Here is a 21,687-nt window from a genome sequence, read left to right on the forward strand (position 1 = left end):
GACCTTCACCGTTAAGGAGTTGACGTCAATGAAGACGAAGGCTGCGGTCCTTTGGGGACTGCACGAGAAGTGGCAGGTCGAGGAAATCGACCTGGACCCGCCGAAGGCGGGCGAGGTCTTGGTCAAGCTGACCGCGAGCGGGCTGTGCCACTCCGACGAGCATCTCGTCACCGGAGATCTGCCCTTCCCCTACCCGCTGGTCGGCGGACATGAAGGCGCCGGCGTGGTCGAAGCCGTCGGCCCCGACGTCACAGACATCGCCGAGGGCGACCACGTGGTCATGACTTTCCTACCTGCCTGCGGCAGGTGCTCGTACTGTGCACAGGGCCTGGGCAATCTGTGCGATACCGGCGCCGCGGTGATGCTCGGCCCGCAGTTGGACAACACCTACCGCTTTCACGCACGCGGCGAGGATGTCGGTCAGATGTGCCTGCTCGGAACGTTCTCCGAGTACACGGTCGTACCGGCGGCGTCGGTCGTAAAGATCGATGATGGTATTCCCCTGGACAAGGCCGCGCTCGTCGGTTGTGGCGTAACCACCGGCTTCGGCAGCGCTGTTCGTTCCGGCGAAGTGCGAGCCGGGGACGCGGTCGTCGTTGTCGGCGTCGGCGGCATCGGCATCAATGCGATCCAGGGCGCCCGGATCGCAGGCGCCCGCCTCGTCGTCGCGATCGACCCCGTCGAATTCAAGCGATCGAAAGCCCTCGAGTTCGGTGCCACCCACACAGCCGCGTCGATGGACGAGGCGTGGAACACCGTCAGCGAGTTGACCCGCGGTCAGCTGGCCGACGTCTGCGTGATCACCACCGATGTCGCCGAAGGGGCTCACATCCTGCCCGCTCTTTCGCTCGTCGGCAAACGCGGCAGGGTTGTCGTCACAGCCATCGGCCACCCCGAAGAAACGACGATCACGGCCAGCCTGATGGAACTGACGCTGTACGAGAAGCAGCTCCGAGGTTCGCTGTTCGGTTCGTCCAACGGCCAGCACGACGTACCGCGGCTGCTCGAGCTCTACAACGCCGGGCTGCTGAAGCTCGATGAGCTTGTCACCACCGAGTACTCCCTGGAGGACGTCAACCAGGGCTATCAGGACATGCGCGACGGCAAGAACATTCGCGGACTCATTCGCTTCTAGTTCAGCTCGGTCGCCCGCCACAGCTCAAATTCGTGATGTGAGGACAGTTTTCATGGCAATCGATCGCAACATCGAGCACGGCAACCGCACGGGCTTCGGCAGCCTGAGCGAGGATGGCCTCCGCATGGAGTCGTTCCCGATGCGCTTGTTCCGCAAGGGAAACAAGAAATTCTGGAACCCCGAAGACATCGACTTTTCGCAGGACGCCAAGGACTTCGCCGCGATGAACGCCGGGGAGAAACGGCTCACGTCGATTCTGGCCGCGCAGTTCATGGCCGGCGAGGAATCCGTGACGCAGGACCTGCAGCCGTTCATGAAGGCGATGGCCGCAGAGGGCAGGCTCGCCGACGAGGCATACCTGACGCAGTTCACCTTCGAAGAAGCCAAACACATGCAGGCCTTCCGCCTGTGGTTCGACGCAGTCGGCCTCGGGACTGACCTTCACGAGTTCGTCGAGTACAGCGAGCCGTACACGAAGATCTTCACCGAGGAGCTGCCGAAATCTCTGTACGCGCTGGAGAAGGACCCTTCGGCGGCCGCGCAGATCCGCGCGTCTGTGACCTACAACCACGTCGTCGAAGGCTGCCTCGCGCTCACCGGCTACTTCGCCTGGGCAAAAGTGTGTAAGAGCCGCAACATCCTGCCCGGCATGCAGAAGGTCGTGAAGCACATCGGTGACGACGAGCGGCGTCACATGGCGTGGGGCACCTTCACGTGCCGACGGCACGTCGCCGCCGACGACCGCAACTGGGACGTCGTCGACGAGCGGATGCAGGAACTGCTCCAGCCGGCGCTCCAGCTGATCGTGCGGCTGTTCGACGTCTTTGAGGACGACACGCCGTTCGGTATCAGCATCGACGAGATGACCGACTACGCGCTGGACAAGGTCAACCGCAGGCTCGAGTCGATCGAGAGCGCGCGCGGCTGCCCGGTGGAGGAGGTCGATGAGGACTACTCCCCGATGCAGCTCGAGGACAAGTTCGCCGCGGAAGACGAAGTGGCGGTCGCGCAGGCGCTCACGGCCGTCGGGTCCTGATACGCCGACCGACCTCACTCGACACCAGGTCGACGCCGACCTCGAACCCAAGGACCATCGACATGTCGCAGGCCACCTCTGTGCAAGAACCGGACACGAACGTCGACCTGCTCTTCATCGGCGCCGGACCAGTGGGTCTCTTTGGCGCGTACTACGCAGGATTTCGGGGCCTGAGCATGGCGGTGGTTGACGCCCTTCCCGAGGTCGGCGGCCAGGTGCAGGCGATCTACCCAGAGAAGAAGATCTACGACATCGCGGGCCTGCCGGGAGTGCAGGGCCAAGAGCTCATCGGCAATCTCGTTCGGCAGGCCGCGCCGTTTTCCCCGAAGTACCTGCTGTCGCAACAAGTGCTGCGACTCGAACGCGGTGAAGGTCGGTGGCGAGCCACGACTACCACCGGCGTGGTCGTCGAAGCCCGGGCTGTCGTGATCACCTCCGGTGTCGGAGCCGTCACCCCGCGGCCCATCCCGGCAGGCGAGGAGTTCCTTGGCCGTGGGCTGTGCTACTTCGTACCGCGGCTGGACGTGCTGGACGGCAAGGACGTCGTCGTGGTCGGAGGTGGCGATTCCGCGGTCGACTGGGCCTTGGCTGCGCTTCCCAGGGCGCGGTCGACCACGCTCGTGCACCGCCGTCGGCAGTTCCGCGCCCACGAGCACTCGGTCCAGCTGCTGCACAAGTCGGCCTGCGAGGTACTGGTCGACGCCAATGTGACTCAACTGCGAGGGCAGGACCAGTTGGAGAGCGTCAGCATCCGGGTGGCAGGCGAACCCGAGGTTCGTGAGACCAAGGCGCAGATTGTCGTCGCCGCGCTCGGCTTTCTGATGGATCTCGGCCCGATCAAGGACTGGGGCCTCGAACTCGAGGGGCGGGCGATCCGGGTCGACAGCAAAATGCGGACGAACCTGCCGGAGGTCTTCGCGGCCGGCGACGCGGCCACTTTCGAGGGCAAGGTCAAGCTCATCGCTGTCGGCTTCGGTGAAGTGGCGACCGCTGTGAACAACGCCGCTGTCGCGCTCGACCCGCGGGCGGAGCTCGCCCCCGGGCACTCGAGCGACTTGACCGTCCCGGCGCGGGTCGGCGTCTGAGCCCAGCGACATTCATCGAATAATCCTGAGGAGGTGGACTGATGGCTTTCGTCATCGGAGAACCGTGCGTGGATGTGAAGGACATGACCTGCATCGAGGAATGCCCGGTCGATTGCATCTACGAGGGCGAGCGCATGCTCTACATTCACCCTTCCGAGTGCATCGATTGCGCGGCGTGTGAGCCGGTCTGCCCGGTCGAAGCCATCAAGCCGGCGCAGCAGGTCGACGACCGCTGGCGACCGTTCCAAGAGTCGGCGAAGACGGCCTTCGAGTCCCTCGGTAGCCCGGGGGGTTCCACGAAGGTCGACCCGCCGATCGAGGATACGGAATTCGTGCAGAAATTTGAGAAGAACTAGCCGCTATACGGCACGCATCGGCCCGATGCCGGCGGAGAGCGGGTCATAAGGAGTTCCGGATGACGTCAATGGCGACGATTTACTGCGAACGTGCGCACGAGAACAGAGTGAACGACGTGTTCTCTGTTGTGGCTTCCGAAACTGATCCATGGTCCTTGGTCCGCGCCTCGCAACAGGGAGATCGGCGAGCATTCGGCCTGCTGTATGCGAGATTCTCAATGGACGTGTTCCGGTTTGCGCGAGGAAGGCTTCGAGACGAGCATGCCGCCGAGGACGTCACCAGTGAAACCTTCCTTCGCGCTCTCCGTAGTATCAGCACGGTGAGTTACTTCGGGTCCAGCGTTCGGGCTTGGCTGATGACCATAGCCAGAAACATAATCCTGGATCACGTCAAGTCGGGGCGGTTCCGGCATGAATTGACGGTTTCGGAGTTCACTGAAGAAGAACAAGCCGCCGTGAATCCGGAATTCAGCATCTTTTTGCAGCCTCGCCGGGACGAGATAGCTCGGCAGATGTTCGCGTTGAGTGAAGACCAGCGGGTCTGTTTACGGTTAAGGTTCTTCGACGGGCTGTCCGTATCGGAAACGGCGCAGGTGATGAAGCGAAAGAGCAGTGCGGTGCGCGCGTTGCAGCACCGCGCCGTCCGGAGGCTGGCGGAGTTGGTCGACCCGGTCGCGGTCGATTGAGAGCCGCGGTGGGAACAAGATTGCTTCATGAAGCATTGAGTCGGAAAGGCGTTTGCTGATGACGATGATGTCGGTCGAGGTTCCGCCGGAGGTACGTCCCTTCCTGGATGATGCGTCCGCGAGCATCGTCATCGGTGCGACGAAGACGGCGGCGGCCGAGGGAGGGGAGATCCCGACCACGGATCCCGCGACGGGCACGCTGCTGGCGAATATCGCGGCCGGTGGCAAGGCGGACGTGGACCGCGCCGTCGATGCCGCACGAAAGGCATTCGCACAATGGCGGCGCCTCAGCCCGGCCGCGCGTGGACGCGTGCTGCTCGACGTCGCCGATGCGATCGACGAGCACGCCGAGGAGTTGGCCATCCTCGAGACACTGGACAATGGCAAACCGCTCACCGAGTCGACTTACCTCGATGTCAGCCTCTCCGCACAGATCTGGCGGTATTTCGGTGGATGGACCACGAAGCTCGGCGGTCAGACCCTGCCGGTCTCCCCGGCCGTTGGGGAGGCACTGGTCTATACCCAGCGTGAACCACTTGGAGTGGTCGGCGCGATCGTGCCGTGGAACTTCCCGCTGATGATCGCGTCGTGGAAGTTGGCGCCCGCGCTCGCCGCAGGAAATACGGCAGTGTTGAAGCCCTCTGAGTTCACTTCGCTGAGCGCCCTGCGCCTGACTGAGGTCGCGCTCGAGGCGGGGCTTCCTGCTGGTGTGCTCAACGTGGTCACGGGCCTGGGGTCGGACGCCGGCCAGGCGCTTATCGACCACCCCGGCGTCGCGAAGATCTCGTTCACCGGGTCGACCGAGACCGGACGGCGGATCGTGACCGCTAGCGCTGGAAGTCTGAAGAAGCTCACGCTCGAACTGGGCGGGAAGTCCGCGAACATCGTCTTCCCGGACGCCGACATCGAGGCGGCTGCGCAAGGTGCTCTCAACGGCATTTTCCTGAACCAAGGCCAGGTGTGCTGTGCGGGGTCGCGGCTGTTCGTCCACCGCGACATTCACGACGAGGTAGTGGCCGCAATTCAGGCGGAGGCCGAGACGATCCGGCTAGGCCACGGCTTGGACGAAGAGACTCAGATGGGGCCCTTGATCTCGGCGCGGCAACTGGAACGGGTGGAAGGCTTCGTCGGAGCCGGCATCCGCGACGGTGCGGCGCTGGTATGCGGTGGCCGACAGCCTGCAGGAGCGTTGGCCGGCGGGCATTTTCTCGAGCCGACGGTGTTCACAGACGTGCGGGACGAGATGTCCATCGCCACCGATGAAATCTTCGGTCCGGTGCTTTCGGTCCTGAAGTTCGACGATGAGCACGAGGCAGTGCGTCGTGCCAACGCCAGCGCCTACGGCCTCGCCGCGGGCGTGTGGACCAACGACCTGAAGCGAGCTCACCGGGTCGCGCGCGAGCTGGAAGCAGGCACGGTCTGGGTGAACATGTACAACATGATCGACCCGGCGGCTCCCTTCGGCGGGTACAAGTCCTCGGGTTATGGACGTGACCTCGGGGAGGAGTCGCTACTGGGGTATACGCAGACGAAGTCCGTTTGGATCGGGCTGGACTGAACCCCGCCAACTCTCACCATTCCACAGATTCCGTAAGAAGCTCAACGAGGAGTACAAAATGGGTGCATTCAAGGACGACACCGAGGTTTACAAGTACATTGGCGGTGTCTTCGAGAACGGTCTGGCAGACCCGGACGTCGGGCCGAAGCTGAAGAGCTCCGGCGTCGTGCTCCAGATCACCTACACCGACCCCGACTCGGTCGTCACGGTCGACATGCCCTCTGGCGAGGTCCACACCGGCCAGAGCAGCCTGACGCCGCATGTCGAACTGTTCATGTCCGCGGACACCGGTAACCGGTTCTGGCTCGGCAAGGTCAACCTGTCCGTCGCGATGGCGAAGGGCCAGGTGCGGGCGAAGGGCCCGGTCTCGAAGATCTTGAAGCTCGTGCCCGCAGCGAAGTCTCTCTTCCCGACCTATGAAGCGATGCTGGAGCGCGACGGGCGCGACGACCTCCTGAAGGCGTGAGTGGCGTGCGAAGTTCCGACGACGACGTCGGCGTGACGGAGGTCAAGTAATGCGTAGCACCATGCAGGGCACGCCGCTCACGGTCGCGTCCATCCTGCGGCACGGCGTGGAGATTCATGGCGACCGAAGGGTGATCACCGCGACAGGTGAGGGATTCCGCCAGACGACCTACGAACAGGTGGGCCAACGGTGCGGACAGCTCGCAAACGCGCTGCGCCGACTCGGGATCGCCGGCGACGACCGGGTGGCCACCTTTCAATGGAACAACCAGGAACACCTGGAGGCCTACGCCGCGGTTCCGGCGATGGGCGCCGTGCTGCATACGCTCAATATCCGGTTGTCCGCAGAACAGATTCGCTTCATCGTCGGTCACGCCGAAGACAAGGTCGTCATCGTCGACTCGTCGCTCGCGCCAATACTGGGCCGAATACTTCCCGAACTCGATACGGTCAAGGTCGTGCTGGTCACTGGAGACGGTGCCCTGGAACCCTTCGAGGCCAGCGGGAAGGCAGTGCTTCGGTACGAGGAGGTTCTCAGCGCCGAGTCGTCGGCATTCGCCTGGATCGACACGGACGAGAGTTCCGGTGCCGCGATGTGCTACACCAGCGGTACCACGGGCGATCCGAAAGGTGTGGTGTACAGCCACCGTTCGCTGTACCTGCACTCGATGGCCGCCTGCACGGGCAACGGCCTGGGCATCGCCGAGCAGGACCGGATCCTGCCGATCGTGCCGATGTTCCACGCCAACGCCTGGGGACTACCGTATGCCGCCTTGATGGCCGGTGCGGAGCTGTTGATGCCCGACCGGTTCATGCAGGCGGCTCCGCTCGCCGAGATGGTCCACTCCCAGCGGCCCACCGTCGCAGGGGCGGTCCCGACGATCTGGAACGACGTCCTGCTGCACACGGAGAAGGACACTGGCCTGGATTTCTCGTCGTTGAGGCTGGTGGTCTGCGGCGGATCTGCTGTGCCGCAGGCTCTTATGGAGGCGTTCGAGGACCGGCTCGGCGTGACCATCTTGCAGGCGTGGGGCATGACCGAGACCTCGCCGATGGCGTCGGTGGCGCGCCCGGCGGTCACTGCGAGCTCGGACGACTCATGGCGTATGCGAGCGACGCAGGGGCGCCCGGTCTGCGGCGTCGAGATGCGGATCGTCACCGAGGACGGGACGCCGCAGCCACGAGACGGGCGATCCGTCGGCGAACTGGAGGTGCGGGGGCCCTGGGTGACGGCCTCGTACTATGAGGTCGGCGATGACGCGCGTTTCCATGACGGATGGCTGCGGACAGGCGATGTCGGTTACATCAGCCCAGATGGCTTCCTGACGTTGACCGATCGGATGAAGGACGTGATCAAGTCCGGCGGCGAGTGGATCTCTTCCGTCGAGCTGGAGTCGGCGCTCGCGGCGCATCCCGATGTGTTCGAGGCAGCGGTCATCGCGGTACCTGATGAGCGATGGCAGGAACGTCCTCTGGCCGCCGTCGTCATTCGTGAAGGGGCGACGGCTTCGCCTGGTGAACTTCGGACATGGTTGTCCGGCAAGTTACCGCGGTGGTGGCTACCCGAGCGGTGGAGCTTCATCGAGCAGATTCCCCGGACCAGTGTCGGGAAATTCGACAAGAAGGTGCTGCGCGGGGATTACGCGGGCGGTCGATTGAAGGTGGAAACCCTCGATTGACGTCTGCGCCATCGAGTTCGCGGTATTGGCCAAGGTGAGGAGGTGATCGCAATGGACGATTCCAAGAGTGCTTCGAAGCTCGAGTTCGACGGCGTCACGTCGGTGCTCGGCGAGGAACCGGTACTGCACAGACTACGGCTGTCGGTACCGGCGGGACAGATCACGGTCATTCTCGGGCAGCCGGGGAGTGGCAAGACGACTCTCCTGAAGCACCTTGTCGGCATACTGCCGCCGACCGGAGGCAGTATCCGACTCGACGGCAGGGACGTCTGGTCGATGACCTCGGACGAACTCGCAAGTGCGCGAGGCGGAATCGCAGCCGTGATCGGTGGGACGCACTTGGACGGCAGCCGGCTGTTCTCGTCGATGAGCGTCTACGAGAACGTCGCTTGCGTAGCACGTCATGCCGGTGCGGCTGACGACGAGGTGCACGCGGCCGTTGCCCCGCTGATACAGGAATTCGGGCTCGAAGTCTTCGCGGACTCCTTCCCCGAAGAGATTCCCGCGCACGCGAGACGCAGGGTGCTCCTCGCGCAGGTTTTGGTGTCGGGCATGCCACTGATCATCCTCGACGACGTGGACACCACATGCGACCCCCGTTACCTCGATGCCGTCGTCAGGGCGATCAAGTCGGTCAACGAGAAGAGACGGGCAACGGTACTGATCACGACGAATGACCTGAGCTTCGCGCGTGGGGTGGCTGATGAGGTCGCAGTCCTCTGGAACGGCAAGATCGCTTCCCTCGGGCCGCCAGACGTCCTGTTGCGTGGCGTGCGGACCGGCGACGAGTTCGGGCGGCGGTTCTTCCGATCTGATCTTGCCGGGCCACTGCAGGTCGATGTCGGAGGAGGTGATCTGCACGGCGATGAGCGCGCGAGACGATTCTTCTCCGTCGATCCGGGTCGTCCGGTGTGGTGTGTAGCCGCGCTCCTGCTACTGGTGGTTGTTTTCGTATTCTGGTCGAGCGCGGGCACCATCTTTGGCAGGCCATGATGATGGGCACGCTCATGGCTGATCCGTATCTGGACAGCGTGTACACGTCCGAGCTGGCGGCCTTGGCTCACGCGATCGAGATTGTCGATGATCACGCCGATCTCAATTCTCGCTATCGAGGACTGATCGATGACTCGCGAGTTTCACTTGGCAGCGGCCGGCTCCGCCTGACCCAGGCGCGGGGCCTTGCCAAGCGGCTGGTCGTTCTGGCCCGGGCGGCCGGAACCGACATGCGAGCCCAGCTCACAAAAACGGAACGAGACGCGTTGGATGCGGGGCTTGCTCAAGCAGCCGTTCTGATCCGCATTCCGCCGCCGTGATCCTACGAGATTGGCCGAGTAGCTAGGAGCGTGAAAATGGCGAGCATCGAATGCCGTTGCCTGTGTACACCCGCGGGACACCACGCGAATATCTGTACGCAACTGGCGAGCCGGGACAAGTTCGTGCCGTTGGTGGGCGCGCAGCCGTCAGTCCGCGTTCCAGCTTGCGGCCCTTGCCACTGGGCAACGGTCACCGCGGCGGCCGGTCATCTTCCGCCCATGGGACGGATGGTCGCGCGGCTGGGAATCCGGTCCGGCGGCTCGTAGCGGATGGACCCGCCAGTTGAACGACATTCTTCAGTCCATATCCAAGCAGTAACGTTCGAAGGAGTTCCGATGACTGAGAAGATCGCCGAACAGGCAACTCCCGCCGAAGACACCGTGGTCGCCGAGGACCTGCTGGTCGAGGAGGTTTCGATCGACGGGATGTGCGGTGTCTACTGAGGGCCGCGCGTTCGACCTGGACGCGGGCTGGCGCCTGGACGACCGGGTCGCCGTCCGGCCCGAGCGGTTCGGGGCGCTGCTTTATCACTTCGGCACCCGTCGCCTGTCGTTCCTGAAGAGTCCGGCGTTGCTGGACGTCGTCCGGACGCTGGCCGACCACCCGACAGCCCGCGCCGCGTGCGCGGGGGCGGGGGTCGGGCCGCCGGAGCTGCCGCGCTACCGCGCCGCGCTGGCCGAACTGGCCGTGTCACGGATGATCCAGCCGAGGAGTGTGTGATGTCCCTTGTGGACGAGTTCCAGTACGGGCTCGATGCCCCCATCTGCCTCACCTGGGAGCTGACCTACGCCTGCAATCTTTCCTGCGTGCACTGCCTTTCCTCGTCAGGGCGGCGGGATCCGCGGGAGCTGAGCACCGCGGAGTGCAAGGCCCTGATCGACGAGTTCGAGCGGATGCAGGTCTTCTATGTCAACATCGGTGGCGGTGAACCCACTGTGCGCCCGGACTTCTGGGAGCTGGTCGATTACGCCACCGAGCATCACGTCGGGGTCAAGTTCTCCACGAACGGTATCAAGATCACTCCCGAGGTGGCGCGCCGCCTGGCCGCGAGCGACTACGTCGACGTCCAGATCTCCTTGGACGGTGCCACCGCCGAGGTAAACGACCACGTTCGCGGGCCGGGTTCGTACGCCACGGCGATCCGTGCGATGGAGAATCTGGCAGCCGCCGGGTTCGAGAACTTCAAGATCTCCGTAGTGGTCACGCGGCACAACGCGGGCCAGCTCGACGAGTTCAAGGCGATCGCTGATCGCTACCGAGCCCAGCTACGGATCACTCGGCTGCGCCCGTCCGGCCGCGGCGCCGACGTCTGGGACGAGCTACACCCGACCGCCGCGCAGCAGCGGGAGCTTTACGACTGGCTGGTGGCGCGCGGTGAGAACGTCCTTACCGGGGACTCGTTCTTCCACCTCGCAGGGTACGGCGACGGCGCGCTGCCCGGGCTGAACCTGTGTGGTGCCGGGCGGGTCGTATGCCTGGTCGATCCGGTCGGTGATGTCTACGCCTGCCCGTTCGCCATTCACGACACCTTCCTCGCAGGGAACGTCCGCGACGGCGGCGGATTCACCCGCGTGTGGCGTGAATCGGAGCTGTTCACCGAACTCCGGCGCCCGCAGAGCGGAGGTGCGTGCACGTCGTGCTCCGCGTTCGACAGCTGCCGCGGCGGGTGTATGGCCGCGAAGTTCTTCACCGGTCTGCCGCTCGACGGGCCGGATCCGGAATGTGTGCGCGGCCACGGCGAACGCGCGCTGGCCGGTGTCGTCGCCGGGAGTGTTCCGAAGCCGTCGCTGGACCACTCGCACCGGCGCCGTCCCGTCCCGATCACTATCGGGATGCGCCGCCCGCCGGAACGAGCCTGCGACGAGAACCCCCTCGCCGGGTTCGCCCCGCCGGGGCGCTGAATCGTGCGGCTGGCGGACCTGTCCTGGCCGGACGTCGCGGAACGCGCGGCGTCCGGTGCGATCCTCGCCGTCCCGGTGGGGGCGACCGAGCAACACGGCCCGCACCTGCCGCTGACGACCGACACCGACATCGCGCTCGCCCTGTGCGATCGGCTGGCCGGCACACGTACGGACGTCATCGTGGCCCCCGCCGTCGCGTACGGCTCCAGCGGAGAGCACGCCAGATTCGCCGGGACGCTGTCGATCGGTCAGGAGGCGATCGAACTCCTCCTGCTGGAGCTGGGCCGGTCTGCGGCGGAGACGTTCCACCGCCTGTTGTTCGTCTCCGCCCACGGAGGAAACGCCGGGCCGGTCGCCCGCGCCGTCACCCGGCTGCGCGCGGAATCCCGGGATGTCGAGGTCTTCCAGCCACGATGGTCCGGCGAACCGCACGCCGGACGGCCGGAAACCGCGCTGCAGCTGGCCTTGCGGCCCGAGGCGGTCCGGATGGAACGCGCGGTGCCGGGGGACCGGCGGCCGATCGGAGAGCTGATGCCACACCTGCTCGGCGGCGGGGTGTGGGCCGTGACCGCGACCGGGGTGCTCGGCGACCCGACCGGGGCGACCGCCGTTGAAGGCGCGGTGTTGCTGGACCGGCTGACCGATCAACTGGTGTCTCATGTGGACGGATGGGGTGGGCGATGACCTCGCGCACAGCCCTCGTCACCGGCGCGGCCCGAGGGATCGGCGCCGCGACTGTCCGGATCCTGGCCCGGCAGGGGTATGCGGTGCTCGCCGTCGACCTTGCCGCCGACGACCCCACGCTCCCGTACCCGATGGGGAGCAAGGCCGAGCTCGCCGCCGTCGTCGAACAGGCAGGCGGGAACGTCGAAGCTTTCGTAGCCGACGTAAGGAATTTCTCGGCGGTAGCGGCAGCCGTCGCTGAAGCCGAACGGCGGTGGGGCGGGCTTGACGTCGCCGTCGCGGCCGCGGGTGTCGTAGCCGGCGGCGTCCCGCTCTGGGAGGTACCGCCGGAGCAGGAGCGGGCGGTGCTGGAGGTCGATCTGAACGGTGTCGTCCACTTGGCCCGCGCCGCGGTGCCTGCACTGCTGAAGCGCCCGCGGCCCCGGTCCGGGCGGTTCCTCGCCGTCGCGTCGGCCGCGGCCACCCGGGGCCTGCCGTTGCTCGCCGCCTACTGTGCCGCCAAAGCGGGTGTCGGCGGCCTGATCCGCGCGCTGGGGGCCGAGTTGGGGGAGAGCGGCGTGACGGCCAACGCCGTCAGCCCCGGTTCGACCGACACCCCGATATTGGCCGAAAGTGCCCGGCTCTACGACCTGCCCGCCGCGGTCGCGTTCGCCGCCCAGCAACCGGTCCACCGGCTGCTCGACCCCGACGAAGTGGCCGCGGTGCTGGCGTTCCTCGCCGGCCCGGACAGCGGTGCGATGACCGGCGCGATGGTGCCGGTGGACGGAGGATTGGCGCTGTGACGATACCCCTGCCTCCCGGCTTCCGGATCGACCTTGACCCGGACGTCCGGAAGCTCGCCGACGGCCTCTGGTTCGGCGGCTCCCCTGCGCGCGTGCTGCGGCTGACCGCGGCCGGGCAGGCCGCGTGGCGGGTGCTCGACGCCGGTCCTGTGACGACGGCGGCGACCGGTGTGCTGGCCCGGCGGCTCACTGACGCCGGGCTCGCCCACCCGGTACCGCCCGCGCAGGACGGCCCGCCGGGCGTGACCATCGTGGTCCCCGTGCGTGACCGCGCCGAATTGCTCGCCCGCTGCCTGGCCGGGCTCGGCAGCCGGCATCCCGTGCTCGTCGTCGACGACGGCTCGGCCGACCCCGCCGCCATCGCCGCGGTGGCCGCCGCGCACGGCGCGAAACTGGTATGCCGGGACGTCAACGGAGGCCCCGGTGCGGCGCGGAATACCGGGTTGGAACAGGTTTCCACCGAGCTCGTGGCCTTTGTGGACAGTGACTGCGTACCGCCGGAGGACTGGGCCTGCCTGCTCGCCGCGCACTTCGCCGACCCACTGCTCGCCGCGATCGCGCCTCGAGTCCGGGCGCTCGCCCAGGACACCTGGTCCGGGCGGTACACCCGGGCCGCAGGCTGTCTCGACCTCGGCGACCGGCCCGCGCGCGTCGCGCCGGGTACCCGGATGTCGTACGTGCCGACCGCCATGCTCGTGGCCCGCCGGAGCGCGCTGGCCGCCGTCGCGGACGGCGGCCAGGTGTTCGACCCACGGCTGCGCGTCGGCGAGGACGTCGACCTCGTCTGGCGGTTGCACGCCGCGGGCTTCCGGGTCCGCTATGCCCCGGACGTCCAAGTTGGCCACCACGAACCCGCGTCCTGGCGCGGGCTTCTCGGCCGCCGCGTCCGCTATGGCGTATCCGCGGCGCCGCTGGCGCTACGGCATCCGAAGGCACTGGCCCCGCTGGTGCTGCACTTCTGGCCGGCGCTGACCGTCGGAGCGCTGCTCGCCCGCCGGCCGCTGCTCGCCGCTGTGGCGTTCGGCGGCTCGGTGCGCAGCACGGTCCGGCTCTTGCGCGCGAACGACGTCCCATCGGACGGAGTCGTGCGGGCGCTGGCCACCGCCGTCCACCAGACCTGGCTCGGCTGTGGCCGCCACGGCACCCAGTTCGCCGCACCGCTGCTCGTGGCACTTCTGGTGCCGGGCGGACGGCGGCGATGGGGCCGCCGTGCCGCCGTGGCTTCGCTGCTGCTCGGCCCGCCGCTGACCGCGTGGGCGAGCAAACGACCGAAACTCGACCCGATCCGTTACACGGCCGCCGCGATCGCCGACGACATCGCCTACGGCGCCGGCGTCTGGGCCGGCTGCCTGACCAGCCGCACCGCCGCACCGGTCCGCCCAGCTTTCCTCCGGCGCCCGCTGCGTTTCGACCCGAAGGGAAAACGATGAGCACCTGGTTCGAGTCTGTCGCCGAAGCCCAGCGGCGCGCGAAGAAGCGACTGCCCGGCTCGGTCTACTCCGCCCTGATCGCGGGGGCTGAGAAAGGCCTGACACTGAGCGACAACCTCGGCGCCTTTGACGAGCTGCGGTTCGCTCCCCGCACCGCCGGGCTGTCGGGTGACCGCGACCTCAGCACACACGTGCTCGACCGGGACGTCGCGCTGCCGGTGCTGATCTCCCCGACCGGGGTGCAGGCGGTGCACCCGGACGGCGAGGTCGCCGTCGCCCGGGCAGCGGCCGCGCGCGGGACGTCGATGGGACTGAGCTCGTTCGGCAGCAAGCCGATCGAGGAGGTCGTCGCCGCGAACCCGAACACGTACTTCCAGATCTACTGGACCGGAACGCGCCACGACATCCTCCGCCGCCTCGACCGCGCCCGGACTGCCGGGGCCGTCGGCATCATCCTCACACTCGACTGGTCGTTCTCGCACAGCCGCGACTGGGGCAGCCCGCACATCCCGGAGCGGCTCACCTTCCGCGAGCTGCTGCGGTTCGCCCCTGAGGGGCTGACCCGACCCGGGTGGCTGCTGGACTACGCGAAGACACGGCGGCTGCCCGACCTGAGCGTGCCGAATATGGTCGCCCCGGACGAGCAGGCACCTACGTTCTTCGGCGCGTACGGCCAGTGGATGCAAACGCCGCCCCCGTCGTGGGAAGACGTGCGCTGGCTGCGCGCGCAATGGAACGGGCCGTTCCTGCTCAAGGGAATCATCCGCGCCGACGAGGCCCGGCGCGCTGTCGACTCCGGAGTCAGCGCGATCTCGGTGTCCAACCACGGCGGCAACAACCTCGACGGCACCCCGGCGACGATCCGGGCCCTTCCCTCGATCGCCGACGCGGTAGGCGACCAGGTGGAGGTGCTGCTGGACGGCGGCATCCGGCGTGGCAGCGACGTGGTGAAGGCACTGGCGCTCGGCGCGCGGGCGGTCCTCATCGGCCGCGCCTACCTATGGGGGTTGGCAGCGAACGGCCAGCCGGGTGTGGAAAACGTCCTCGACGTGCTGCGCAACGGCATCGACTCGACGCTGCTGGCACTGGGCAAGAAGAGCGTCCGAGACCTGACTCGTGAGGACGTGCTTGTCCCGGAGGGATTCGAGACCGAACTCGGTGCAACCTCGGCCGCAGACCGGAGCGGGCTGTCCGGTTAGGGCCGAAGAAGATGATCAGCGGTGGGTTGTGGGCGCTCGCGGCGGGTCTGGTGTGGCTGTCGCTCGTCAGCCCGACGGGGCGATTTCGTCGTCGGCGTCCTGCCCGCGTCGCTGGTCGCGGCACTTGGTCAGGCGCCGGCGTTCAACCCGTCGCTGGGCACCGCGATCTCGAGTGCGAAGCCGGAGATAGGCGGGCTCGCGTCGGGCATCGTGAACACCTCGTACCAGATCGGGTCGGCGCTCGGTCAGGCCGCGATGACCGCGGTCGGCGTGTCCTTTCGGCGCGGGGCGGATCGGAGGGCCAGCCCGCTCAAGGGTTACGCCCTTCACGCGGCGTTTCGCCATTTCCAGCAATACGCTTAGAGAACGAAACGCCGCTGGGAGGATGACCGTGGCAGGTGGAGGCGATGGCCGCACGTCGGACCCGCTGTCGGTGGTGACTACCAGAGCGGGATCTGGGCACGTGAGCATCACCGTTACCGGCGAGATCGATCTCGTGACGACCGAGTTCCTCAAAGGGGAATTCAGTCAGGCACTCGATCCAACGCCGACCAGCGTGGTCGTCGATCTGAACGCGGTGGACTTCTGTGATACCACCGGTCTATCGGTTCTCGTCGGACTCAACAATCGCTGCGTCGCCGACCACATCGCCCTTCGGGTCCTGCCCTCGGCGAGGATCCACCGGTTGCTGCTGCGTACTGGACTATCGAACCTGTTGCCGATCCGCTGAGTCAGCTATCAGCAGAACGCCTGGCGCGCCATCCGAAGGAGTGGATCATGTCCTTCCCGTGTCCCGGGCGCGGCAGCGACGAGGCCATCAGTTGCCATCAAAGTCAGTCCACCGAGAACTCTTTGTCGGCGCCGCGAGCGTTGAGTTCGGGCGACGACGGCTCATGGCCACACTGGACCCGGGTCTGCTGCTGGGTTCATCGCGTGGGCAAGGTGGCGGGATCCACGATGGCGGTCACGGCGATGGCCGCGGCGATGAGCAAGACGAGATACGCGAACCCGCGGCGGACCGCGCGCTCAGGCAGACGGGTCGCCAGGCGCCCCGCCGCGAGTGCGGCGAGGACGGCGGCACCGCCGAAAATCCCGGTAGTGGTCCAGTCGATGGGGGCGTCGGCGCGGGCTGCCAGGCCTGCGGCGGAGTTGATGACGATGATGACCAATGACGTGGCGACGGCCTGGGCCGCGTCCAGGCCGAGCAGCAGGGTCAGGGCGGGCACGATGAGGAATCCGCCGCCGACGCCGAACAAACCGGTCAGCACCCCGACGACCGCGCCCGCGGCCAGAGCCTTGGGCAGGCAGGCTCGCCAGTTGATCCGGCCGCCGCTCGTGCGGCAGGCACCGCCGCTGCTGCGGTGTTCGGTGAGCATCCGGACCGCGACGACCGCCATCAACGCGGCGAAACCCAGCAACAGCACACGCGGCGGCAGTGACCGGCCCAGCGCCGCGCCTCCGAAGGCGGCCGGGATGCCGGCGGCACCGAAGACGAGCGCGATCGGCCACCGCACGGCTCGGGTCCGTAGCCGCGGTATCACTGCCGCGGCGGAGGACACGCCGACGATCAGCAAGGAGGCGGGGATGGCCGCGGCGAGGGGTTGTCCGGCGGCGTAGACGAGGGCGGGCACCGCCAGGATCGACCCGCCCGCGCCGAGCAGGCCCAGCGCGAGCCCGATGAGCAGCCCGGCCAGCGCGGCGGCGATCAACATCGGTCAGGCTGCCATCGGCACGCCGGCGGTCTCGGCGTGGCCGAAGGCATCGTCGATGAGCACCGCGGTGCGGCCGGCGCGGGCCAGCAGCGAGGCCGCGGCGGCGGCCCGGTAGCCGCTTCCGCAGTGCACCCACACCGGTCCTGCGGGTAGGTCACCGAGCCGCTGTGGAAGCTCCGGCAGAGGGATGTGTACCGCGTCGCGCACGTGGGACTCGCGCCACTCGTGGGGCAGCCGGACGTCCAGCACCACGGCGGGCGCCGGAAGCCCGTCGGGGCCGCGGTGCGCCAAGGCTGCGGCCAGGTCGCCGAACGACGCCGTCGCCAGCGCGGCCAGCCGCTCGGCGTGGTCGCCGGCCCACTGGGCGGGGTCCCCGGTGGCCGCGGCGGCGGGGCGGTCGATCCCGATCCGGACCAGTTCCCGCTGTGCCTGGGCGACCTGGTCGGGGGTGTCGCCGAGCAGCGTGATCGGGGCACCCCAGTCGATGAGCCAGCCGAGCCAGGTCACCATTGGCCCGTCCAGGCCCAGGCTGACCGTCCCGGCGAGGTGCGAGCGCACGAACGCCTTGCGTGAGCGCAGGTCCACCACCCATTCCCCGGCATCGACCCGCCGGAGCAGCTCGACCGGATCGGCGGTGGCCACCGGGGTGAGGTCGATCGGCTCCGGGCCGGCGGTATTGCGGACGCCCATGTGGGCGTAGTAGGCGGGGTAGTCGTCCAGCCCGGCGAGGGTCTGTTCCACGAACTCGGTTTCGGCCAGCGTCAGTGCCGGGTTGATCTGTCGTTCCCGCCCGATCGTGGACGCGTCCCCGGAGGCCTGGGTGGCCGAGCAGAAGCTGCCGAAGCCGTGGGTAGGCCACACCTGCGCCCCGTCGGGCAGCAGCTGCGCCAGCCGGTGCACCGACGAACGTTGCTGCCGTGCGAGGTCGTGCGCGTGGTCCTGGCCCAGCAGGTCGGTGCGTCCGGTCGTGCCCAGCAGGAGCGAGCCCCCGGTGAAGACCCCTTCCGGCCCCCCTGGGCCGTCGAGGATGTAGGACAGGTGGTGAAAGGTGTGGCCCGGCGTCGCGACCGGCCGGATGTGCATTCGCTCCGACACGTTCAGCACGTCGCCCTCGTGCAGCGGCACCCGGTCGAACGGCACCTCGTCGTCGGCGGCGATCCCGTAGCGGGCTCCGGTCAGCCGGGCCAGCTGCAGGCCGCCCGACACGTAGTCGTTGTGCACGTGGGTCTCCAGAACCCACGCGATCCGCACGTCGAGCCGGCCGGCCAGCGCGAGCACCCGGTCGATGTCACGCTGCGGGTCCACCACGACCGCTACCTCGTCGTCGTGCGCCAGGTAGCTGCGGTCGCCCAGCGACGACGTCTCGATCACTTCTACGTCCAGCATGCGATTGTCTCCTTCGGGAGTCATTGCGTGGTCAGTTCCGGCCCGGTGCGCACGGGCCGGCCGCTGCGCTGCCAGCCCGCGGTCCCCTCGGCAACCGATACCGTGTCGACACTCATCGCGGCCAACGCCTGGGCGGCGCGCAGGCTGCGGTTTGCCGGACTGGCGGATCACCCACACCTGCTGCCTGGCCCATTCCCGGCCGGCCGTGGGCACCTGTTCCAACGGCACATTGACCGCGCCACGCACGTGTGCCCGGGCGTACTCACCCGGCGAACGCACGTCCACCAACCGGGCTCCCACGCTCAGCGCCCGATCCACGTCACCGACGGCTGCTTCATGGACTGCCATGCCTTACCTCTGCCCTGCTGTACCCCGGGGGGTATGTGCGAAACACACGTCCGCGCTGTCCGCCAATACCGGCGCTCAGGCCAAGGCCAGGAAGAGTTTCTCCAGTTCGGCCTCGGTCATCGAGGGTTCCTCGCCGCGGTCCCGGGCGGCCTGGCAGTACCGCATGCCGCTGGCCACCACCTTGAACCCGGCCCGGTCCAGCGCCCGCGACACCGCCGCCAGTTGGGTCAGCACGGTCGCGCAGTCCTCACCGGCCTCTATCATGCCGATCACCGCGGCCAGCTGCCCCTGGGCGCGGCGCAGCCGCACCAGCGCGTCACCGACCAGTTCAGGCGTCATCTCCATGCCCCACCTCCAACGTCGCCAGCCTACCCCCCGGGGTATGCAGTTCCCGCGAAGGGTGGACGCGATCCGGGGCGGAGCACGTCAGCCGCGCCCGAACAGCCGACGCAACACCCGGGTCACCCCGCCCGGTTCGGGCTGGCACTGGCACCGCTGCGCGGCCGGCACGCCGGCCAATACCTGCTCCACGTGCTGCCCGCATCCCGCGTAGGTGGTCTTCCCGCAACGCGAACACGTCACCCGACGGCACATCAGTGAACCTCCTCGATTCGATGCCTCTTACCCGCAGGGTACCCCCCAGGGTATAGAGCGGACAGAGTCGTGCGCCACACCGATGCCAGCGGCTGCGTTCTGTCCGATTCCGCCGGTGCGGCGGCAAGGCCGACGCTGCTAGATGATTGATTCCGTGAAGATCGTGTGAGGTGTAGGGCTGTTCGTCCGCTAAGGCTGTCCCTGCTGGGGCCGCGGGGGAGCCGACCGTGTCTCGGGTGTCCACAAAGGACACTTCTTGGCGGCGGGAGGACCGATTCATGTCCATATGTACGGTTTTGCAGGGGGTCGTGAGTGTTTTGTGTCGTTCTAACCACACAAAACACTCACGACCCCCGATATCAACACCAGATCACGGCTGCCATGGCCAGTAGGCGCTGCGCGACGCGGGTGAACACGCCGTGCGGGGTGCGTCCGCCGTGTGCTTCGAGGTCGAGTTGGCCTTTGAGGGTCTGGTTGACCGACTCGATCCGCTGGCGGACGCCACCGAGGTTGCCATTGCGATAGGTCTCGTCTTTGCGGTCCGGGCGCAGCAGCTCCAGCCCCATGGACTCGGTCAGCTGTTTGAAGTCCTTACCGGCGAAACCTTTATCGCCAACAGGACTTGGCCTTCACGGATGAGGTGATGGTTGTGGTTGAGCAGGGCCGCCGGCACCTGCCGTTCGCCGAGTTTCGGGTTGGCCAGGCACCACATGATCGGCATCCCGTCACCGGCGCAGACGAGATGGAGCTTCAGGCCCCAGTAATAACGGGTGTGTGACGCGCAGTAGCCGTAGCCGGCGTGCCCGGCCAGGTCCGAGCGCTTCACTGTTTCCCGCGACATTCCGCAGGGCGCCGGGGTGGCGTCGGTGATCCACAGGTCGTCGAACCAGGACGGGCAGCACGCGGCCACCGTGAGGATTGCTTTACACAGCAACGGTTGTGCCGTCTTCAGTCGCTTGTGGTATCCGGACTGGCCCAGCATGGCGGGGAACATCGACCGCCACTCGGAGTCGGCGTGGATGCGCCGGATCCAGCGCCGCTCGCTGTCGTAGCGCTGCAGAACCTGCGCAACAGCCATCGTGATCAGCTCACTGTCGGTCAACTCCGGTCGCCTCCCACGACCGGCCCGGGGCGGCACCACATGATCGTCGATCAGCACGTAAAGTGCGACCAAGAGGGTGTTCAGTTCTTTCGTCACGGTTTGATCCTGGACACCCTCCTCCCGAGCCCACACAGCGGCTCCCTTCACGCGATCTTCACGGAATCAGTCATCTAGGAGAGAAAGGAGTCGCCCGCGACGTCATGGGCGGCAGAGGGCGGGAGCAAACCTCGTGCCTCCGCTGGACTCGTTTCACCAATGGCGATCGACGCCCGGAGATGTAGTCAGGAGGACCTGGACGGTGGCCATCATTCCGGCGTCCTCGTCGTCGAAGATGTGGCAGTGGTAGACAATGCGGCCGGGAAAGTCGGCGAACTGCACGCGCACGTCGGCCACGATGATCGCGCCGAAGCGTCCGCCGAAGAGCTGGTCGGCGACGAAACGGTGCCCGGTTCGGGTTGGTACCACCACCCCGCCGCCGCGCTCGCCGAGCCTGCCACCAGGCCAACGCGCGGCGACGGCCGACCTGGCCGCCGTTCATTCCGGCTCGCCCGGCGGCGGTACTCGTCCTGGTCGATCTCGCCCCGCGCGAACGCTCGTCCAGGATCCGCCGCGTACTCCCGCCAGGTCGATCCATCGAGGTCGAGCGCCGGCTACGCGCCCACACCACGCCAGCGGCCATCGCCAGGGCCACCGTCACATTCAGCCGATCGAGGCACCGCCCATCGTCGCCTCCGTGCCGGGACGGTGACGTGGAACGAATCCGGTTACCGCTCACCCACCGCCTGCAAGGCCGCCCGCAACCGCCGTCCGGCCTCGTCCGCGATCGGCTGCAGCCGCGAATCCTCCGGCACGCTGACGATCACCTGCGGATCCAGTGCTTCTACCATGGTCGACTCACCGTCCACGCGCACCACGACGTTGCACGGCAGCAAGAGCCCGATCCGGCGATCGACACCGAGTGCTTGATGCGCCAGTTGAGGGTTGCACGCCCCCAAGATCAGGTACGGCTCGCTCTCCTGCCCAAGCTTCGCCTTCAACGTCGCCTGTACGTCGATTTCAGTCAGTACCCCGAATCCCTGATCCGCCAGCGCCGTCCGCACCCGCTCGACTGTCTCCGCCATCGGCGCGGCACTCCGGACCGCGATGCCGTAGTCCATTCTCATCACCTCTCGTGTTCGTTGATTGTCGGACCGCTACCGAAGATACACCCGGGGGTATCTGATCAGGGCTTCTCC

24 protein-coding genes and 2 pseudogenes are annotated in these 21,687 nt (G+C 67.2%); 18 read left to right on the top strand and 8 right to left on the bottom strand.

All coding sequences use genetic code 11. The annotated features are described in order from the left end of the window. Positions 1-28: 28 nt before the first annotated feature. From NQK81_RS28125 to NQK81_RS28215, 18 genes are all read left to right on the top strand, one after another. Positions 29-1,135, top strand: a complete 1,107-nt coding sequence (locus NQK81_RS28125; RefSeq protein WP_257483906.1) for an NDMA-dependent alcohol dehydrogenase — start codon at positions 29-31, stop codon at positions 1,133-1,135. A gap of 52 nt (positions 1,136-1,187) precedes the next feature. Further along, positions 1,188-2,171 carry a R2-like ligand-binding oxidase gene (locus tag NQK81_RS28130; protein ID WP_257483907.1) on the top strand — a complete coding sequence of 328 codons (984 nt, stop codon included), beginning with the start codon at positions 1,188-1,190 and terminating at the stop codon, positions 2,169-2,171. A gap of 62 nt (positions 2,172-2,233) precedes the next feature. After that, positions 2,234-3,256, top strand: coding sequence for an NAD(P)/FAD-dependent oxidoreductase (locus NQK81_RS28135; protein WP_257483908.1), 1,023 nt, complete (start codon positions 2,234-2,236; stop codon positions 3,254-3,256). 41 nt (positions 3,257-3,297) lie between these two features. Beyond that, complete coding sequence (fdxA, locus tag NQK81_RS28140) at positions 3,298-3,612, top strand: ferredoxin (RefSeq protein WP_257483909.1); 315 nt, start codon at positions 3,298-3,300, stop codon at positions 3,610-3,612. Between the two features lie 59 nt (positions 3,613-3,671). Further along, on the top strand, positions 3,672-4,298 hold the full coding sequence (locus NQK81_RS28145) for an RNA polymerase sigma factor (protein WP_257483910.1): 627 nt from the start codon (positions 3,672-3,674) through the stop codon (positions 4,296-4,298). A 58-nt stretch (positions 4,299-4,356) separates the two neighbouring features. Next, positions 4,357-5,856: an aldehyde dehydrogenase family protein gene (locus NQK81_RS28150; protein WP_257483911.1), complete on the top strand. Its 1,500-nt coding sequence runs from the start codon at positions 4,357-4,359 to the stop codon at positions 5,854-5,856. A gap of 58 nt (positions 5,857-5,914) precedes the next feature. Next, positions 5,915-6,322 carry an SCP2 sterol-binding domain-containing protein gene (locus NQK81_RS28155; RefSeq protein ID WP_257483912.1) on the top strand — a complete coding sequence of 136 codons (408 nt, stop codon included), beginning with the start codon at positions 5,915-5,917 and terminating at the stop codon, positions 6,320-6,322. Positions 6,323-6,371: 49 nt separating this feature from the next. Further along, positions 6,372-8,000, top strand: coding sequence for a fatty acid--CoA ligase (locus tag NQK81_RS28160; protein WP_257483913.1), 1,629 nt, complete (start codon positions 6,372-6,374; stop codon positions 7,998-8,000). Between the two features lie 51 nt (positions 8,001-8,051). Then, on the top strand, positions 8,052-8,993 hold the full coding sequence (locus NQK81_RS28165; protein WP_257483914.1) for an ATP-binding cassette domain-containing protein: 942 nt from the start codon (positions 8,052-8,054) through the stop codon (positions 8,991-8,993). A 14-nt stretch (positions 8,994-9,007) separates the two neighbouring features. Continuing rightward, positions 9,008-9,313 (top strand): hypothetical protein, encoded by a 306-nt coding sequence (locus NQK81_RS28170; protein ID WP_257483915.1) that lies wholly within the window; start codon positions 9,008-9,010, stop codon positions 9,311-9,313. 336 nt (positions 9,314-9,649) lie between these two features. Next, positions 9,650-9,757, top strand: a complete 108-nt coding sequence (gene mftA / locus NQK81_RS28175; RefSeq protein ID WP_257483916.1) for a mycofactocin precursor MftA — start codon at positions 9,650-9,652, stop codon at positions 9,755-9,757. Continuing rightward, a complete protein-coding gene (mftB, locus tag NQK81_RS28180; protein WP_257483917.1) occupies positions 9,747-10,034 on the top strand; it encodes a mycofactocin biosynthesis chaperone MftB in 288 nt (95 codons plus the stop codon). Before mftA ends, mftB begins: the two co-directional genes overlap by 11 nt. After that, positions 10,034-11,215: a mycofactocin radical SAM maturase gene (gene mftC, locus NQK81_RS28185; RefSeq protein ID WP_257483918.1), complete on the top strand. Its 1,182-nt coding sequence runs from the start codon at positions 10,034-10,036 to the stop codon at positions 11,213-11,215. Before mftB ends, mftC begins: the two co-directional genes overlap by 1 nt. A gap of 3 nt (positions 11,216-11,218) precedes the next feature. Beyond that, positions 11,219-11,899: a mycofactocin biosynthesis peptidyl-dipeptidase MftE gene (gene mftE, locus NQK81_RS28190; protein ID WP_257483919.1), complete on the top strand. Its 681-nt coding sequence runs from the start codon at positions 11,219-11,221 to the stop codon at positions 11,897-11,899. Further along, positions 11,896-12,681 (top strand): mycofactocin-coupled SDR family oxidoreductase, encoded by a 786-nt coding sequence (locus NQK81_RS28195; protein ID WP_257483920.1) that lies wholly within the window; start codon positions 11,896-11,898, stop codon positions 12,679-12,681. The genes mftE and NQK81_RS28195 overlap by 4 nt, the downstream gene beginning before the upstream one ends. Further along, complete coding sequence (gene mftF / locus NQK81_RS28200; protein ID WP_257483921.1) at positions 12,678-14,111, top strand: mycofactocin biosynthesis glycosyltransferase MftF; 1,434 nt, start codon at positions 12,678-12,680, stop codon at positions 14,109-14,111. Before NQK81_RS28195 ends, mftF begins: the two co-directional genes overlap by 4 nt. Continuing rightward, positions 14,108-15,310: a pre-mycofactocin synthase MftD gene (gene mftD, locus NQK81_RS28205; protein WP_257483922.1), complete on the top strand. Its 1,203-nt coding sequence runs from the start codon at positions 14,108-14,110 to the stop codon at positions 15,308-15,310. Before mftF ends, mftD begins: the two co-directional genes overlap by 4 nt. 463 nt (positions 15,311-15,773) lie before the next feature. Next, positions 15,774-16,040, top strand: coding sequence for an STAS domain-containing protein (locus NQK81_RS28215; RefSeq protein WP_257489869.1), 267 nt, complete (start codon positions 15,774-15,776; stop codon positions 16,038-16,040). 196 nt (positions 16,041-16,236) lie between these two features. Here NQK81_RS28215 and NQK81_RS28220 read toward each other — a convergent pair whose 3' ends face one another. From NQK81_RS28220 to NQK81_RS28245, 8 genes and pseudogenes are all read right to left on the bottom strand, one after another. Continuing rightward, a complete protein-coding gene (locus NQK81_RS28220) occupies positions 16,237-17,022 on the bottom strand; it encodes a sulfite exporter TauE/SafE family protein (protein ID WP_257483923.1) in 786 nt (261 codons plus the stop codon). A 3-nt stretch (positions 17,023-17,025) separates the two neighbouring features. Then, positions 17,026-18,408 (bottom strand): MBL fold metallo-hydrolase, encoded by a 1,383-nt coding sequence (locus NQK81_RS28225; protein WP_257483924.1) that lies wholly within the window; start codon positions 18,406-18,408, stop codon positions 17,026-17,028. A gap of 246 nt (positions 18,409-18,654) precedes the next feature. After that, a pseudogene (locus NQK81_RS45455) lies at positions 18,655-18,756 on the bottom strand (hypothetical protein); the annotation flags it as partial. Between the two features lie 75 nt (positions 18,757-18,831). Next, positions 18,832-19,101 carry a metal-sensitive transcriptional regulator gene (locus NQK81_RS28230; RefSeq protein ID WP_257483925.1) on the bottom strand — a complete coding sequence of 90 codons (270 nt, stop codon included), beginning with the start codon at positions 19,099-19,101 and terminating at the stop codon, positions 18,832-18,834. Positions 19,102-19,182: 81 nt separating this feature from the next. After that, a complete protein-coding gene (locus NQK81_RS45590) occupies positions 19,183-19,350 on the bottom strand; it encodes a DUF8730 family Cys-rich protein (RefSeq protein WP_503827226.1) in 168 nt (55 codons plus the stop codon). 359 nt (positions 19,351-19,709) lie between these two features. Beyond that, positions 19,710-20,548, bottom strand: a pseudogene (locus NQK81_RS28235) (IS982 family transposase). 153 nt (positions 20,549-20,701) lie between these two features. Next, positions 20,702-20,920 (bottom strand): multicopper oxidase domain-containing protein, encoded by a 219-nt coding sequence (locus NQK81_RS28240; protein WP_257483926.1) that lies wholly within the window; start codon positions 20,918-20,920, stop codon positions 20,702-20,704. Between the two features lie 296 nt (positions 20,921-21,216). Continuing rightward, positions 21,217-21,609 carry a DUF302 domain-containing protein gene (locus tag NQK81_RS28245; protein ID WP_257483927.1) on the bottom strand — a complete coding sequence of 131 codons (393 nt, stop codon included), beginning with the start codon at positions 21,607-21,609 and terminating at the stop codon, positions 21,217-21,219. Between the last annotated feature and the right edge of the window lie 78 nt (positions 21,610-21,687).

Source organism: Amycolatopsis roodepoortensis (assembly GCF_024628825.1).
GTDB classification, from domain to species: domain Bacteria; phylum Actinomycetota; class Actinomycetes; order Mycobacteriales; family Pseudonocardiaceae; genus Amycolatopsis; species Amycolatopsis roodepoortensis.